General features: G+C 57.4%; 15 protein-coding genes. 6 read left to right on the top strand and 9 right to left on the bottom strand.

The window, feature by feature from the left end:
- From NW842_RS09040 to NW842_RS09055, 4 genes are all read left to right on the top strand, one after another.
- On the top strand, window positions 1–405 hold a 405-nt coding region (locus NW842_RS09040), incomplete at its 5' end, for an RNA-guided endonuclease InsQ/TnpB family protein (RefSeq protein ID WP_414417894.1).
- Between the two features lie 96 nt (window positions 406–501).
- Entirely contained in the window at window positions 502–960 is a 459-nt protein-coding gene (gene speD, locus NW842_RS09045) for an adenosylmethionine decarboxylase (RefSeq protein ID WP_414328672.1), read from the top strand.
- 119 nt (window positions 961–1,079) lie between these two features.
- Window positions 1,080–2,018: a fused MFS/spermidine synthase gene (locus tag NW842_RS09050; protein ID WP_414328671.1), complete on the top strand. Its 939-nt coding sequence runs from the start codon at window positions 1,080–1,082 to the stop codon at window positions 2,016–2,018.
- A gap of 93 nt (window positions 2,019–2,111) precedes the next feature.
- Complete coding sequence (locus NW842_RS09055) at window positions 2,112–3,263, top strand: NAD-dependent epimerase/dehydratase family protein (protein WP_414373485.1); 1,152 nt, start codon at window positions 2,112–2,114, stop codon at window positions 3,261–3,263.
- Here NW842_RS09055 and NW842_RS09060 read toward each other — a convergent pair.
- From NW842_RS09060 to NW842_RS09100, 9 genes are all read right to left on the bottom strand, one after another.
- Window positions 3,260–4,171, bottom strand: coding sequence for a histone deacetylase (locus NW842_RS09060; protein WP_414373483.1), 912 nt, complete (start codon window positions 4,169–4,171; stop codon window positions 3,260–3,262). The genes NW842_RS09055 and NW842_RS09060 overlap by 4 nt on opposite strands.
- A gap of 57 nt (window positions 4,172–4,228) precedes the next feature.
- Window positions 4,229–4,549, bottom strand: coding sequence for a hypothetical protein (locus NW842_RS09065; RefSeq protein ID WP_011431733.1), 321 nt, complete (start codon window positions 4,547–4,549; stop codon window positions 4,229–4,231).
- Window positions 4,550–5,145: 596 nt separating this feature from the next.
- Window positions 5,146–5,517 carry a ribosome silencing factor gene (gene rsfS / locus NW842_RS09070; protein ID WP_414417895.1) on the bottom strand — a complete coding sequence of 124 codons (372 nt, stop codon included), beginning with the start codon at window positions 5,515–5,517 and terminating at the stop codon, window positions 5,146–5,148.
- Window positions 5,518–5,559: 42 nt separating this feature from the next.
- The gene (gene yqeK, locus NW842_RS09075; protein ID WP_011431735.1) at window positions 5,560–6,153 is read right to left on the bottom strand and encodes a bis(5'-nucleosyl)-tetraphosphatase (symmetrical) YqeK; all 594 of its coding nucleotides are present in this window, start codon (window positions 6,151–6,153) and stop codon (window positions 5,560–5,562) included.
- Between the two features lie 4 nt (window positions 6,154–6,157).
- Window positions 6,158–7,969, bottom strand: coding sequence for a translation elongation factor 4 (gene lepA, locus NW842_RS09080; protein WP_414382983.1), 1,812 nt, complete (start codon window positions 7,967–7,969; stop codon window positions 6,158–6,160).
- Window positions 7,970–8,300: 331 nt separating this feature from the next.
- The gene (locus NW842_RS09085) at window positions 8,301–8,828 is read right to left on the bottom strand and encodes an NYN domain-containing protein (RefSeq protein ID WP_011431737.1); all 528 of its coding nucleotides are present in this window, start codon (window positions 8,826–8,828) and stop codon (window positions 8,301–8,303) included.
- 150 nt (window positions 8,829–8,978) lie between these two features.
- Window positions 8,979–9,965 carry a glycine--tRNA ligase subunit alpha gene (glyQ, locus tag NW842_RS09090; protein ID WP_414328660.1) on the bottom strand — a complete coding sequence of 329 codons (987 nt, stop codon included), beginning with the start codon at window positions 9,963–9,965 and terminating at the stop codon, window positions 8,979–8,981.
- Window positions 9,966–10,017: 52 nt separating this feature from the next.
- On the bottom strand, window positions 10,018–10,782 hold the full coding sequence (locus NW842_RS09095) for a peptidase (protein ID WP_414412782.1): 765 nt from the start codon (window positions 10,780–10,782) through the stop codon (window positions 10,018–10,020).
- A gap of 36 nt (window positions 10,783–10,818) precedes the next feature.
- Window positions 10,819–12,228, bottom strand: coding sequence for a DUF697 domain-containing protein (locus tag NW842_RS09100; RefSeq protein ID WP_414356311.1), 1,410 nt, complete (start codon window positions 12,226–12,228; stop codon window positions 10,819–10,821).
- 219 nt (window positions 12,229–12,447) lie between these two features.
- Between NW842_RS09100 and NW842_RS09105 the strand changes: the two genes are divergently transcribed.
- Complete coding sequence (locus tag NW842_RS09105) at window positions 12,448–12,732, top strand: DUF427 domain-containing protein (RefSeq protein WP_414328853.1); 285 nt, start codon at window positions 12,448–12,450, stop codon at window positions 12,730–12,732.
- Window positions 12,733–12,790: 58 nt separating this feature from the next.
- Window positions 12,791–13,375, top strand: coding sequence for a TolB family protein (locus NW842_RS09110; protein WP_414380455.1), 585 nt, complete (start codon window positions 12,791–12,793; stop codon window positions 13,373–13,375).
- The last annotated feature ends 7 nt before the right edge of the window (window positions 13,376–13,382 follow it).

The following is a 13,382-nucleotide window of genomic DNA, read 5'->3' on the forward strand; positions in this document are numbered from 1 at the left end:
GATGCCGGGTGGAGTTTATTCACCGGGTGGCTGGACTCCTACGGGAAGGTCTTCAACAAGGTGGTGGTGGCCGTGCCACCGGAGTACACCAGTCAGGACTGTTCTCATTGTGGCCATCGGGTGAAGAAGACGCTGTCCACTCGCACTCACCGCTGCCCGCGGTGTGGGGTGGTGATTGACCGAGATGAGAATGCGGCCATCAACATCCTGCGCAAAGGGCTGGAGCTGTTGGGTGAGGAGTGGAACAACGGTACCTTTGGGCAAAAGGGAACCGCCCCGAAAGGGGGAACGCCTGGGGAGAAAGGCCTACGGCCCGCTGCCGCGATGAGCACCGCTGCTGTGGAGGGGCAACCTGACACGGTAAGTGCTGTCGCAGAACCAGGAACCAGAATCCCCTGCCTTTAGGCAGGGGAGTATGTCAATTGTGAGATAATGGTAAAGCTGCGCTTTCTGTGCAGCCTCTGGTTCTAATCAGTTCTATCTGGCCAATTAGGGGATAGTATGCTGCACACACTATCTGGCCAATTAGGGGATAGGTCTCCAGCTCTGATCGGGATCCACTGTATCCTGGAGCTTTACGACTGCCCGGCCAAACTTTTGGATGATGCCTCTCTGGTGCAACAGGCTTTGCGAGAGGCAGCCAGACGCTCCAACTCCACCTTTTTGGGAGAGCTGTGCCATCCATTTGAGCCACAGGGGATTACAGCCCTCGCTCTTTTGGGGGAATCCCACATCTCCATTCACACCTGGCCCGAAGCGGGCTACGCGGCGGTGGATGTGTTCACCTGTGGTCGCCACACCCGACCGGAAGCGGCCTGTGAATATCTGATCGACGTGTTTCAAGCGCGACGATATTCCCTGCGCAAGGTGCCCCGCCGCACCGCGCAACCGACACTCCTGGAAGAGGCCCCAGACTCGGCTGAGGTGCTCACCTGTGAAGCGACCCGACGAAGGCGCTGAGATCTTCGCCAATCGCAGCTTTTTCCAAACTGTCATGGGGGCCATCTGTAGGCTGGGTGGGATCCGATTCACCCCAGAGGTCAGTCTATGTTGCTGGAAAAAGCTGTAGCGAGGTGCTTATGAGCAGCCCGAGAAGTTTCTTCTGGGTTCAGGAGTACTTTACCCCTTGGGACTACACCGCCCGTGCCGTCACGCGCATCTTGGCCTACCGAAAAACCCCTTTCCAGGAGATGCTGATCGCCGAGACGGGGGCCTTCGGCAAGGGTCTGATGCTGGATGGGCATTGGCAATCCACTACCGTGGATGAGTTTCTGTACCACGAGGCTTTGGTTCATCCGGCTATGGTGCAGGTTGTCCAAGCGGGCGGGATCCCCCGGCGGGTACTGGTGTTGGGGGGGGCAGAAGGGGCAACGCTGCGGGAGGTGCTGCGTTGGCGCTCGGTGGAGCAGGTGGTGATGGTGGACATCGATGGGGAGGTGGTGGCAGCCTGCCGAGAGCACCTGCCGGAAATGCACCAGGGATCCTTTGAAGATCCGCGGGTGGAGGTGGTGATTGCCGATGCCTTGGATTTTCTCCAGGAAACAGGCCCCATTTGGGATGTGATCCTTTCCGATCTCTCCGATCCCATTGAGTCCGGCCCTGCCTACCGCCTCTTCACCCAGGAGTTTTTCCGCCAGATCCGCTCCAAGTTGCAGCCCGATGGGGCTTTCACCATCCAAGCCGGGCCGACGGGGCCGGTTGAGCTTCATCAACACACCCGCATTGTTCGCACCCTGAAAACGGTGTTTGCCGCCGTGCAGCCCTACGCCATCTATGCCCCCACCTACGGTGGCCCACTGGGTTTTGCCCTGGCAGCTCAGGATCCCATCTCCCCCAGGCCAGAACCGGAGCAGATCGACCAGATGCTGAGCCAACAGTTGGATCCCGAGCGAGGGGCACTGCAATTCATCGATGGCATCACCCTTCTGGGCCTCTACCAAGTCCCAGCTCACCTGCGCCGTGCCATTGCCGCCGAGACCACGGTTTATACCCTGGACAACCCGCCTCGCATCGAATAGGGGGCTATCCAGCACCCCGAAGGGATCCCAGGAGAGTTTGTCTTTGGTGCCATAACTTGGTAGATTCGTGAGCAGCCGAATTTTGCTTCCCTGATGAAAGTCCTGGTTATTGGTGGTGACGGATACTGTGGCTGGGCGACAGCCCTGCACCTATCCAACAGGGGTTATGAGGTGGCCATTCTCGATTCCTACGTCCGCCGCCTCTGGGATCTGCAACTGGGGGTTTCTACCCTGACCCCCATTGCCCAGCTAGAGCAACGGGTGGATCGCTGGAAGGGGCTAACCGGCAAGGACATTCCCATCTTTGTCTGCGACGTTACCAACTACGAAGCCCTGATCTCCTGCATGCGCCGCTTCCCGCCGGATGCCATTGTTCACTTTGGCGAGCAGCGCTCTGCCCCTTACTCGATGATCAGCCGCGAACACGCGGTAATGACCCAGGTGAACAACGTGGTGGGCACCTTGAACATCCTCTACGCCATCAAAGAGGAATTTCCCGATTGCCACCTGGTGAAGCTGGGCACCATGGGTGAGTATGGCACCCCCAACATCGACATTGAGGAGGGGTACATCACCATCGAGCACAATGGCCGCAAGGATACCCTGCCCTACCCCAAGCAGCCGGGATCCATGTATCACCTCTCCAAAGTACACGACAGCCACAACATCCACTTCGCCTGCCGCGTCTGGGGCCTGCGCGCCACCGACCTCAACCAAGGAGTGGTGTACGGCGTGCTGACGGAAGAAACCGGCATGGACGAGGTGCTGATCAACCGTCTCGATTACGATGGCGTATTCGGCACAGCTCTGAACCGCTTCTGCATTCAGGCTGCCGTGGGCCATCCGCTGACAGTGTATGGCAAGGGCGGCCAGACCCGCGGTTTCCTGGATATCCGCGACACGGTGCGCTGCGTGGAGCTGGCCATTGCTCACCCTGCCGAGCCGGGCCAATTCCGGGTGATGAACCAGTTCACAGAGCAATTTAGTGTTGAGCAACTGGCGTTGCTGGTGCAAAAGGCGGGAGCCACCATGGGCCTGAAGGTGGAAATCAACCACCTGGAGAACCCCCGCGTCGAGCTGGAAGAGCACTACTACAACGCCAAAAACACCAAGCTCCTAGACCTGGGCCTCCAGCCCCACTATCTGTCCGATTCCCTCTTGGATTCGCTGCTCAACTTTGCTCTCAAGTACAAGGATCGGGTGGATGTGCGGCAGATTTTACCCAAGGTGAAGTGGAAAGGTTAACTCTCCAGGCAAGCTTGGGCCAGGCTCAGCCAGCCGCGCGCCAGGTTGTCCAGGTTATAGCCGCCTTCCAAGCCGAAGAGGGTTTTGCGGGTCACCTGCTCCAGGCAAAGGCGGGCCATGCGGCCAAAGGCTTCCGGCTCTAGCTGCATACCGGCCAGGGGATCCCCTTTGGCACAGTCGAAGCCGGCGCTCACCAGCAGCAAATCGGGCTGGAACGCTTGCAAGAACGGCAAGATCTTCTCGTCGAGGGCCTTTTTGTAGACCGACCAATCCGAGCCGGCAGGCAAAGGCACGTTGCAGAGGTTGCCGTGGATCCCGGTTTCGCGAGCGGAGCCGGTGCCGGGGTAGAGGGGAAACTGATGGATGGAGGCATAGGCCAGTTGGGGATAGCGCTCCACCACCGCCTGCGTGCCGTTGCCGTGGTGAACATCCCAATCGAAAATCGCCACCCGCTTCACCCCCGGCTGATCCAGCGCCCACAGCGCCGCAATGGCTGCGTTGCTGAATAAACAAAACCCCATTGCCCGTTCTGGCTCTGCGTGATGCCCAGGTGGACGGCACAGCACCAGCGCTGGCTGAGCGGTGGTCAAAACCGAGGCAGAGCCGGCCACCCAAGCCCCCACAGCCAGGCGCGCCGCTTCAAAACTTCTCTCCGAGAGAGCAGTGTCGGCATCAATGTGTCCCCCACCTGCTGTTGCCAACTCAGCCACCTGTTGGATGTGCTGACGCGAGTGTACTCGCTCCAGCTCTGCCAGCTCCGCCAAGGGGGGATCCCGCCATTCCAACTGGTTGGCAAAAGGGGCACCACGCAGCGCCTTAACAATGGACTGCAAGCGAGCCGGACGCTCGGGGTGAAATGGCCCAGTATCGTGGCTGAGGAAAATATCGGAATAGTAAACAGGCAACATGGGCAGAGGCAACAAGCTAAGGCAACGCCTTTGCAGTGTAGCTTAAGCCCGCCCCCTCTATCCGTAGAAGACCTCTGACATGGATCCCGCATAGGGGTCAAGGCCAAAAGAGGCTTGTTGGAGTTTTTGATTGACCACATCCCGCACTACCGACCGCAGCAATTCCAGCTCAGAGGAATTGAGTTGATCGCGGCTGGGACACTCATCGGCAGCCAGCCACATGTAGATGGCGGGGACCCGGTTTAGGATCTGCTGCATCATCGCTTCCCGCTCCCTAGCGTCATAAAACACCTGTTGATGGGGGTGCTCAGTGGAGAGGATAGTTTCCAGTTCTCCCAATGCCAGGTACTCGACGATATTAACCAACATCTTTTCCATGATGAATGTCCCTCCTAAAAATCCCTGTCGCTCTTAAAAACAGACATTAAACAAAAAACGCTGCTTCCCCATCTTCCTCCGCTGCTTTTGGCACCGGATTTTGCCTACAGGCCGACCATTTAAGCCGGTTGCAGTTAAGTCTGCCGTCGGGAAGAAGTTGCGGTTTCGTTCGTAAGATCCTCTTGTGCAGCCAATCCTTGCCTCCTCTATTCGCCTCGTTTGCCTTTCCACTTGCCGCTGAAAGCAGCCAATAGGAGCCATCAGCAGCTGGAAAATCTTTTTGCTGGTATTCAGTACCAACGAAGAATTATCAGCGTTCAAGAGAAACAAGGTAGAGCGTTTAACAAAGACTATAGAAACTCGACTGCAAGAGGCAGGAAGATCTTACTCAGCTATTTGTCATTCACTACCCTAACACGTGACTGTGTAAGAAATTGCGGGAATATTAAGAAACTTACATATTTCTTGACAATTGACTAAAACTTCTGTCTGTCAAGGAGGCCCTGGAAGGCAGTTAAAGAGTTGTAAAGAGCAACTCTTCCCTTGGCTCCAAGACCTAAAGAACTGCCAAATCCAGGGATCCAAAACAAATAGATTTAGCCTGCTATGGGCAGATCGACTCGCTGAGCCTGGATCCAGAAAGACTCTAGGTCATAGTAGTCCCTTTCCTGTTTCATAATCACATGGACAATGAGATCGGCATAGTCGATCAGTATCCAAGAGGCCGATTCCTGCCCTTCGATGCGGCGCGGAGTTTGTTTCCACTCGTCCCAAACCTTTTCCTCAATTGCTCGGGCAATGGCGCGGACTTGCGTGAGCGAGTAGCCGCTGACCAGAAGAAAGTAATCTGCCAAAGTGGAGACTTGGGATACATCCAGCAGAACGATATCGCCACCTTTTTTCTCTTCTGCCGCGCGAGCTGCACTCAGCGCCATGCAATAGATGGGATCCCCAGCAGGGTCAGGCATGAGATGTAGCAACTAAAACCCTCCTGAAACGACTGAGTTAACCTAGGACACCGCTTTTTCTAAAGGATGTAACAAAAAATGATTCCGAGTCATGAGTGTGCGCGGATGAACCACCTGATTCCGGTCTAGCAAAAATTTTAGGCTCAAGTCACATACTCCCACTACGGTTTTAGACAAATCTACAAAAGCCATCTGCCGCAACCGCTCCAATTCTGGGTTGCTGCCCCGATTCGGCTCCAGGGCATCGGCCACGAAAACCACGCAACTGAGCGGATCCATGCCGGGCTGCCCTAGCGTGTGGTTGGCAATGGCCGCCAAAATCTCCGGATCCTGTACCTGAAACTGCTCCCGCGCCACCAGGGATCCCACCTCAGCGTGCAGGATGTGAGGTTCGGCCCGCTCAATTTCATCCAGCTCCCGTTCCTGAGCCACCCTTTGCAACAGTTGCTCCGGCGGGAAAGCCTTGGCCAAGTCGTGCATCAGCCCTGCCCAAGCAGCTTTCTGCTCATCCAGCCCGTAGTGGGCCGCCAGCTGTCGGGCCATCCCCTCTACCCCCAAGATATGGCGGAGGCGAGGAGGAGACACCCGCTCCTGTAGCCAGGCCAACACCTCTTCCCGCCCCAGTTGAGTGCCCATCGCCCTAGTCATTCTGCAGCTTCAGCACGGCCATAAACGCTTCTTGGGGCACATCCACCGTTCCCACCGCCTTCATGCGTTTTTTCCCCTCTTTTTGTTTTTCCAAAAGCTTGCGTTTGCGGGTCACATCTCCTCCGTAGCATTTGGCCAAGACGTTTTTGCGCAGGGCTGGTATGGTTTCACGAGCAATCACCTTAGAGCCAATTGCCGCCTGAATGGGCACTTCAAATTGATGGCGTGGGATCAGCTCCCGTAACTTGGCAACTAGGGAACGGCCTACATAAAAAGCTTTGTCCCGATGCACAATTGTGGATAGAGAATCCACCACATCGCCGTTGATCAAAATGTCCAAACGCACCAAATCATCGGCGCGATAGCCAATCATTTGGTAGTCCATGCTGGCATAACCGCGGGTGCGCGATTTCAACTGGTCGAAAAAGTCGGTGACCACTTCCGCCAGAGGCAGCTCATACACCAGCGTAGTCCGACCCTGCGCCAGATATTTCATGTCTTTAAAAGTGCCGCGTTTGGTCTCACACAGCTCCATCACGGTACCGACAAATTCCTCAGGAAGAATCACCTCTACCCTGACAATCGGCTCCTCAATGCTGGTGCGCTCGTTGGGGGGAGGCAGCTTGCTGGGATTGTCCACCCGAATCACAGAGCCGTTGTTGAGGGTAACTTGGTACACCACCGTCGGAGCTGTGATCACCAGATCGAGATTGTACTCCCGCTCTAGGCGTTCCTGCACCACCTCCATGTGCAGCAGGCCCAGAAAACCACAGCGGAAGCCGAAGCCCATGGCGCTGGAAATTTCTGGCTCAAAGTACAGGGCAGCATCGTTGAGCTTGAGCTTTTCCAGAGCCTCTTTGAGTTCGGCGTACTGATCGGAGCTGCTGGGGAACAGGCCACAAAACACCATCGGCTTGGCTTCTTTGTAGCCGGGCAGGGGCTCAGGAGCTTTGCGATTCACCAGTGTGATGGTATCCCCAACACGGGCGTGTTCCACGCTCTTGATGGCGGCGGCCATGTAGCCCACCTCGCCCGCATGTAGGGCATCCACCGGCTCTTGGTTGGGACGCATCACCCCCAGCTCGGTAATCTCGTATTCTCGGCCAGAGGCCATAAAGCAAATCTTGTCCCCCGTTTTCACCTCCCCGTCCATGATGCGCACATAGACGATCACGCCGCGATAGGCGTCGTAATAGCTATCGAAAATCAAGGCCCGCAAGGGATCCGCCACCGTATCCCGTGGGGGGGGCACCCGCTGCACAATGGCCTCCAGAATCTCTTGAATGCCAATACCTACCTTGGCAGAGGCGAGGATTGCCCCGCTGCAGTCGAGGCCGATTACCTGCTCAATCTCGGCAATGACCCGCTCCGGCTCGGCGCCCGGCAGGTCGATTTTGTTGATCACCGGAATAATTTCCAGGTTGTTCTCCAGGGCCAGGTAGACGTTGGCCAGGGTTTGGGCCTCCACCCCTTGAGAGGCATCCACCACCAGCAGCGCCCCTTCACAGGCGGCCAGGGAGCGGGAGACTTCGTAGGTGAAGTCCACATGCCCCGGCGTGTCGATCAGGTTCAAAACATAATCTTGGCCGTCTTGGGCACGGTAGTTCATGCGGGCCGCTTGCAGCTTGATGGTAATGCCCCGTTCCCGCTCCAGTTCCATGCTGTCCAGCAGTTGTGGCCTCATCTCGCGGGCTGAAACGGTGCCCGTTTCCTGCAGGAGGCGATCGGCGAGGGTGGATTTGCCGTGGTCGATGTGGGCGATGATGGAAAAGTTGCGAATACGGGAGACAGGAACGCCGGTCATAAAAACCTGATCAGGGCAAAGATTTTTTACAATGCTAGCCTCTCTGCTCCCCTGCCTGAACTGAGGTTGCCCAGAAGTTGGCTGCCAAGGGGAGAAGACACAGCCCTTCTGCCGGACACCAGAGCACCCTACTGGAATTGGCCGGGACAGCTCCTTTCCGGCAGCGCTGACTAGAGCCGGTACAACGGACGTGCCGCTTGTGTGGCAGGGATGGGATCCGTGAAGATGGAAAAAGCCAGAACGAGCTCGGGCGGTGTTGTCGCCAGCTCGCCAGGAGGCTATGGGTCTGACCCGACGGCAGAGGAAGCAGTCCAGAACCCTGCCCAAAGCACTACTTGTCTAACTTCTCAATGTAGGGGCGAATGTCATTGAGGTCGATGTAGCGGTCGGTGGCGTTGCGCAGCTCGCGGGCGATCATCCCTTCGGTGGAGACAACTGTAATCAGCGTGTTTTTGGAACGCAACAGCTCGACGGCCCGCTCAAAATCTCCATCGCCGCTAAATAGAATGATCCTATCGTACTGGCCAACGGTGTTGAACATATCGATTACTATTTCGATATCCAGATTTGCTTTTTGGGAGTACCGACCGGAGTCTTCATCTCGATATTCTTTGAGGATCTTGGTGCGCACAGTGAAGCCCATGCTGATCAGAGCGTCTCGAAAGGCCCTCTGATCATGGGGATCCTTGATGCCGGTGTACCAAAAGGCGTTGACCAATTCAACATTTGGCTGTGATCTAACAAAATAATCCAGCACCCGGCGTGGGTCAAAAAACCAGCCATTTTTCTGTTGAGCATAAAACATATTATTGCCATCAATAAAGATGGAAACCCGAGTGACGGGATGATGGTAAAACATAAAGCTTTTCCGAAAAAAGTAAGGTGAACTGGTCAGAAAAAGAGGATGAAAACGAGGTCACTGACTTTCCACAAGAGCCATTTGGGCAGCCAGCACCTTGCTGACACCAATCTCTCATCATAGCCAAAGGTGGGATCCCTTTCTCAAGAATTAACTCTGGGGAGAGGCACCCCTGTAAACCAAAGCGGGTTCCGGTTGCCGCAGGGCATAGCTGGATCCCGGTCGATCGGCTTGGCTAACGTACAGCTCCGCCAATTGTCGAGCCAGGTTACGGATGCGCCCAATGTAGAGGGTGCGCTCGGCTACAGCAATGACACCACGAGCGTCGAGCAGGTTAAAGGTGTGGGAGCACTTGAGCACATAGTCGTAGGCGGGCAGGAGCAGAGACACGGCCAACCGATCCGGCAACACCTGTTTCTGCAGTTTCTGTTGGGTGGTTTCGATCAAACGCTTGGCCTCGGCTTCGTAGAGCCGGAACAATTCCAGTAGCATCTCCGGATCGGAATACTCGAAGTTGTAATAAGATTGCTCGACCTCATTTTGGAAATAGATTTGTCCATAGGTAATCCGTCCCAGAGAAGGATGCTCATTCCAGCAGAGATCGAAAACCGAATCCACCCCCTGCAGATACATGGCCAGGCGCTCTAGCCCATAGGTAATTTCTACAGAAACCGGGCGACAATCTTGTCCGCCCACCTGCTGAAAGTAGGTGAACTGGGTTACTTCCATGCCGTCCAGCCACACTTCCCAGCCCACGCCCCAAGCCCCCAAGGTGGGAGATTCCCAGTCATCTTCCACAAAGCGAACATCGTGTTCTGCCGGGTTCACGCCCAAAGCTTGCAGGCTATTTAGGTACACATCTTGAATGTCATCGGGGGAGGGCTTGATCAACACTTGGTATTGAAAATAGTGCTGCAGGCGATTGGGGTTTTGACCGTAGCGTCCATCGGTGGGGCGGCGACAGGGTTCGACATAGGCCACTCGCCAGGGATCCGGCCCCAAGGCGCGCAAAAACGTGTGGGGGCTCATGGTGCCGGCGCCTTTTTCCAGGTCGTAGGGTTGTAGGATCAAGCAGCCCTGCTCCCCCCAAAACTGTTGCAGGCGAAAGATCAAGTCTTGAAAGGTGTGGGCTGACATGGCAGGGGTTGGGCAGAGATGGATTAACCCCTATCCTACCAATCTCCTCCTCTCAGTCGAGCAGCTCTTCCCGATCAGCTGGATCCGAGTAGTCCCACTCGATGGGGGGCATTTGGTCGAAGGCTTGTTTGAGGGCGCTCTCCCACAGTTTGCGCATCTTGGCCAGGTAGGGATCCCCGGTGCGCAGGCGCAGACGGTGGGTGACCTTGAACTGATCCGCTTGCACCATCACCAAATCGATGGGGGGGCCGACGGAGATGTTGGATTTCATGGTGGAGTCGATGGAGAGGAGAGCGCATTTGGCCGCATCCGCCAGCGAGGTTTCGTAGGAGAGGGTGCGATCCAGGATGGGTTTGCCGTATTTGGTTTCCCCCACCTGCAAAAAAGGGGTTTCCGGGGTGGCCTGGATGCAGTTGCCCTGGCTGTAGATCAAAAAAAGGGCTGGCTCTTCGCCTCGGATCTGTCCCCCCAACAACAGGCTGCACTGGGCGTCGATACCGTCTTTTTCCAGCCAGGGTCGGTCTTGCTCCTGGATGTAACGAATTTTGGATCCCAGGTAGCGGGCCACGTCGTAGAGGTGGGGAAAGGTGTGGAGATTGGTACTTTCCGGTTGGCGCAGATCCCGCTGCACTTCGGTCAAAACGCCCTGGGTGATGGACAGGTTGCCGGACGTGCAGATCAAGATCACCCGTTCTTCGGGCACGGAAAAATCGAACAGCTTTTGATAGGTGGAGACGTAGTCCACCCCGGCGTTGGTGCGGGAATCTGCCGCCATCACCAAGCCAAAGCGGGTGATGATGCCAAGGCAGTAGGTCATGAGGACGACGCGGCTCGGCTTTTTGATTGTAGAGGGTCAGGGGAAAGCAAATCCGATTTTGTGGCGGATTTCCTCTCGCAGGCGGGCGGTAATCGAGGCTTCGTCCAAATCGGCCAAAATCTGGGCTATGGCGGCTTTGGGCCCCTCTGGCCCCCAACTGGCCCCTTGGGCGAGGTAGCGGCGGGCGGACTCGCCGATGGCATAGCAGGAAAACCCGGCCAACACCGCCTGCGTCAGGGCCACGGAGCCGTAGGCCCCCAGAGAGAATCCTCCCAGCAAGGTTTTCAGGGATCCCAGGCCCAACAGCGCCACCCACTCGCCGGCGCCCAGGCTGAGCATGCTGAGGATGATCTTCTGCAGCAGTTGTGTGGCTCCTGCAGTGCTCATGGGCCAGCCGTACAGGCGGGCCAGGCGCAGGATCAGGGTGACATCGATGGCCAGCCCTCCCAAGGTATCGAGCAGGGTGATGGGGTTGAGGGCAACCGCCAGCGCTTTGGTGCGGGCGGCTGAGGCGATGAGGTCTTGGGCTTGCTGGGCACGGGTTTGCAGCTTGCGCTCAATTACCTGCTGGTTAACCCGATCAGCAAACAGGAGGGCATTCAAGGCCAGCAGCGAACGCCCCTCCCGATGCAGGACTTCCAGGATTTTCAGGCGCAGCTCATCCACCTGCGGGGATCCCACTTCCATCTGGGCAGCAAAGCTCCCATCCGGCCTTTGTACCAGGCGGGGCACGCGAGGGGAGGCCGCCACCATGACGATCTCGTCGGGGGAAAGGAGCTGCCGCACCCGTTCGTTGCGGATCTTATCGTAGATGGCCTGGCGATCCGCCTCTGGGTACTGGTCGATCTTGTTGAACACCAGCAGCATAGGCTTGCCCGCCTCCCGCAGGGTGGCCAGGGCCTCAAACTCCACCCGCGTCAGATCCCCGCAGACGACAAACAGGATCAAATCCGCCCGCTGCGCCACTTCTCGGGCCAGCCGCGCCCGCTCTTCGCCGTCTACTTCATCCAGGCCGGGAGTGTCGATCAGCTCCAGACGGGATCCCTGCCAATGGGCGACCTGTACCGACTGCACCGAGGAAGGGGGGAGGCGGGATCCCTGCAGGGATGTGCCAGAGAAGGAGGACTGGGGGCGGGTTTCCCAGCTGATGTTCCAAGTTGCCGCTTGCTGGGTACGGGTGATGCCATGGGTGGGCCCCGTCTCAAAGACTGGCTCGCCCAGCAGGGCATTGAGCAGGGAAGACTTGCCTCGCCCCACCAGACCAAAGGCGGCGATGTGGATGACCTCGGTTTCCAGCTTGTCCAAGAGCGCTTGCAAGCTCTCCAACTCCCCTTCTAAGCCCGCGACCTCTTGGGGGCGCAGATCCAGTTGGGCCACCCACTGGCGCAGGCTGCGCTTGGCTTGTTGGTAGTTGAGGTCATCTTGTAGGGTGTTGCGGCGAGCCATAGCCGTAGCGCTCAATAGCGGTAGGAAGCAGCCCTTAAAAGACTCCACTTTGCTCTCGGGATCGGCAGGCTTCCCCACCGGACAGAGAGCTTCTCATCGGACAATACAAGACGATCATAAGAGGAAGGGAAGAGTTAAGCTCAAAGCAAGGCGGCCTCAGCCGCCGGGATCCGCAACTCAAAAATCCGATATCCAAAACTTGGCAAGAGGAGGTTTTCCATGCCCAGGGCCATCTGGAATGGGGTGGTGGTGGCCGAGACAGACCGCTACGAAACCGTGGAAGGCAACATCTATTTTCCGCCGGAATCTCTGCGCCGGGAATACTTCCAGCCCAGCTCTACCCACACCACCTGCCCCTGGAAGGGGGAGGCCAGCTACTACACCCTCGTGGTCAACGGCCAGGAGAACAAAGATGCCGCCTGGTACTACCCGGATCCCAAACCCGCTGCGGCCAACATCCGCGGCTATGTGGCCTTCTGGAAGGGTGTCAAGGTGGAGCCCTAGCCGGAGCCGAGTTTGTCAACCGGGTATGATGGGAAGAGTGGGTTGGAGAGGCGATGCCATGCTGACCAATGGCCGGATCCTGTTTGGCGCGGCCCGGTGGGCGAGAAAGCTGGGCCTGGCCGGATTGAGCTTGGTGCTGTTGGGCTGCAGCCCCGCAGGCTTTCGCACCCCACGTCCCAGCCTGACCAACAGTGGCCTCAACAGCATCTTCCCCGATGGGGAGCCTGCTTTCAACGGAGATGGCCGCTACCTGGTGTTTTCCTCGGCCCGCAGCGGCAGCCAGGATATTTTTCTCTACGACACGGTGGAACGTCGCTTGGTGGATCTGCCCGGCCTCAACTCCAGCGACGTGGCGGCCACCTCGCCCGACATCAGCGCCGATGGTCGCTACATCGTCTATGTCTCCAATGCTCTGGGCAAGTCTGAGATTTTTCTCTACGACCGCGAAACCCGCAGGATAGAAAACATCAGCAGCCGGGTGCCGGGAGATGTGCGCAACCCCACCATCAGCGGCGATGGCCGGTTTATCGCCTTCGAGAGCAACGGCCAAGGGCAGTGGCACATCGAGATTTTCGACCGGGGGCCGGCGGCCAGCACGCGCCCAACCTCACCCTCTTCCCCCACTTCTGGCGACAATCCCTGAGGGGATC

The sequence above is a fragment of the Synechococcus sp. R55.4 genome, from assembly GCF_047461935.1.
Classification (GTDB): domain Bacteria; phylum Cyanobacteriota; class Cyanobacteriia; order Thermostichales; family Thermostichaceae; genus Thermostichus.

What these genes read in the sequence shown, in the direction of transcription:
- NW842_RS09095 (WP_414412782.1), bottom strand. Translation starts at nt 10,782, where the DNA reads ATGACCTACTGCCTTGGCATCATCACCCGCTTTGGCTTGGTGATGGCG.
- NW842_RS09105 (WP_414328853.1), top strand. Translation starts at nt 12,448, where the DNA reads ATGCCCAGGGCCATCTGGAATGGGGTGGTGGTGGCCGAGACAGACCGC.
- NW842_RS09100 (WP_414356311.1), bottom strand. Translation starts at nt 12,228, where the DNA reads ATGGCTCGCCGCAACACCCTACAAGATGACCTCAACTACCAACAAGCC.
- rsfS (WP_414417895.1), bottom strand. Translation starts at nt 5,517, where the DNA reads ATGCCTGACCCTGCTGGGGATCCCATCTATTGCATGGCGCTGAGTGCA.
- glyQ (WP_414328660.1), bottom strand. Translation starts at nt 9,965, where the DNA reads ATGTCAGCCCACACCTTTCAAGACTTGATCTTTCGCCTGCAACAGTTT.
- lepA (WP_414382983.1), bottom strand. Translation starts at nt 7,969, where the DNA reads ATGACCGGCGTTCCTGTCTCCCGTATTCGCAACTTTTCCATCATCGCC.
- yqeK (WP_011431735.1), bottom strand. Translation starts at nt 6,153, where the DNA reads ATGGGCACTCAACTGGGGCGGGAAGAGGTGTTGGCCTGGCTACAGGAG.
- NW842_RS09085 (WP_011431737.1), bottom strand. Translation starts at nt 8,828, where the DNA reads ATGTTTTACCATCATCCCGTCACTCGGGTTTCCATCTTTATTGATGGC.
- NW842_RS09110 (WP_414380455.1), top strand. Translation starts at nt 12,791, where the DNA reads ATGCTGACCAATGGCCGGATCCTGTTTGGCGCGGCCCGGTGGGCGAGA.
- NW842_RS09050 (WP_414328671.1), top strand. Translation starts at nt 1,080, where the DNA reads ATGAGCAGCCCGAGAAGTTTCTTCTGGGTTCAGGAGTACTTTACCCCT.
- NW842_RS09060 (WP_414373483.1), bottom strand. Translation starts at nt 4,171, where the DNA reads ATGTTGCCTGTTTACTATTCCGATATTTTCCTCAGCCACGATACTGGG.
- NW842_RS09065 (WP_011431733.1), bottom strand. Translation starts at nt 4,549, where the DNA reads ATGGAAAAGATGTTGGTTAATATCGTCGAGTACCTGGCATTGGGAGAA.
- speD (WP_414328672.1), top strand. Translation starts at nt 502, where the DNA reads ATGCTGCACACACTATCTGGCCAATTAGGGGATAGGTCTCCAGCTCTG.
- NW842_RS09055 (WP_414373485.1), top strand. Translation starts at nt 2,112, where the DNA reads ATGAAAGTCCTGGTTATTGGTGGTGACGGATACTGTGGCTGGGCGACA.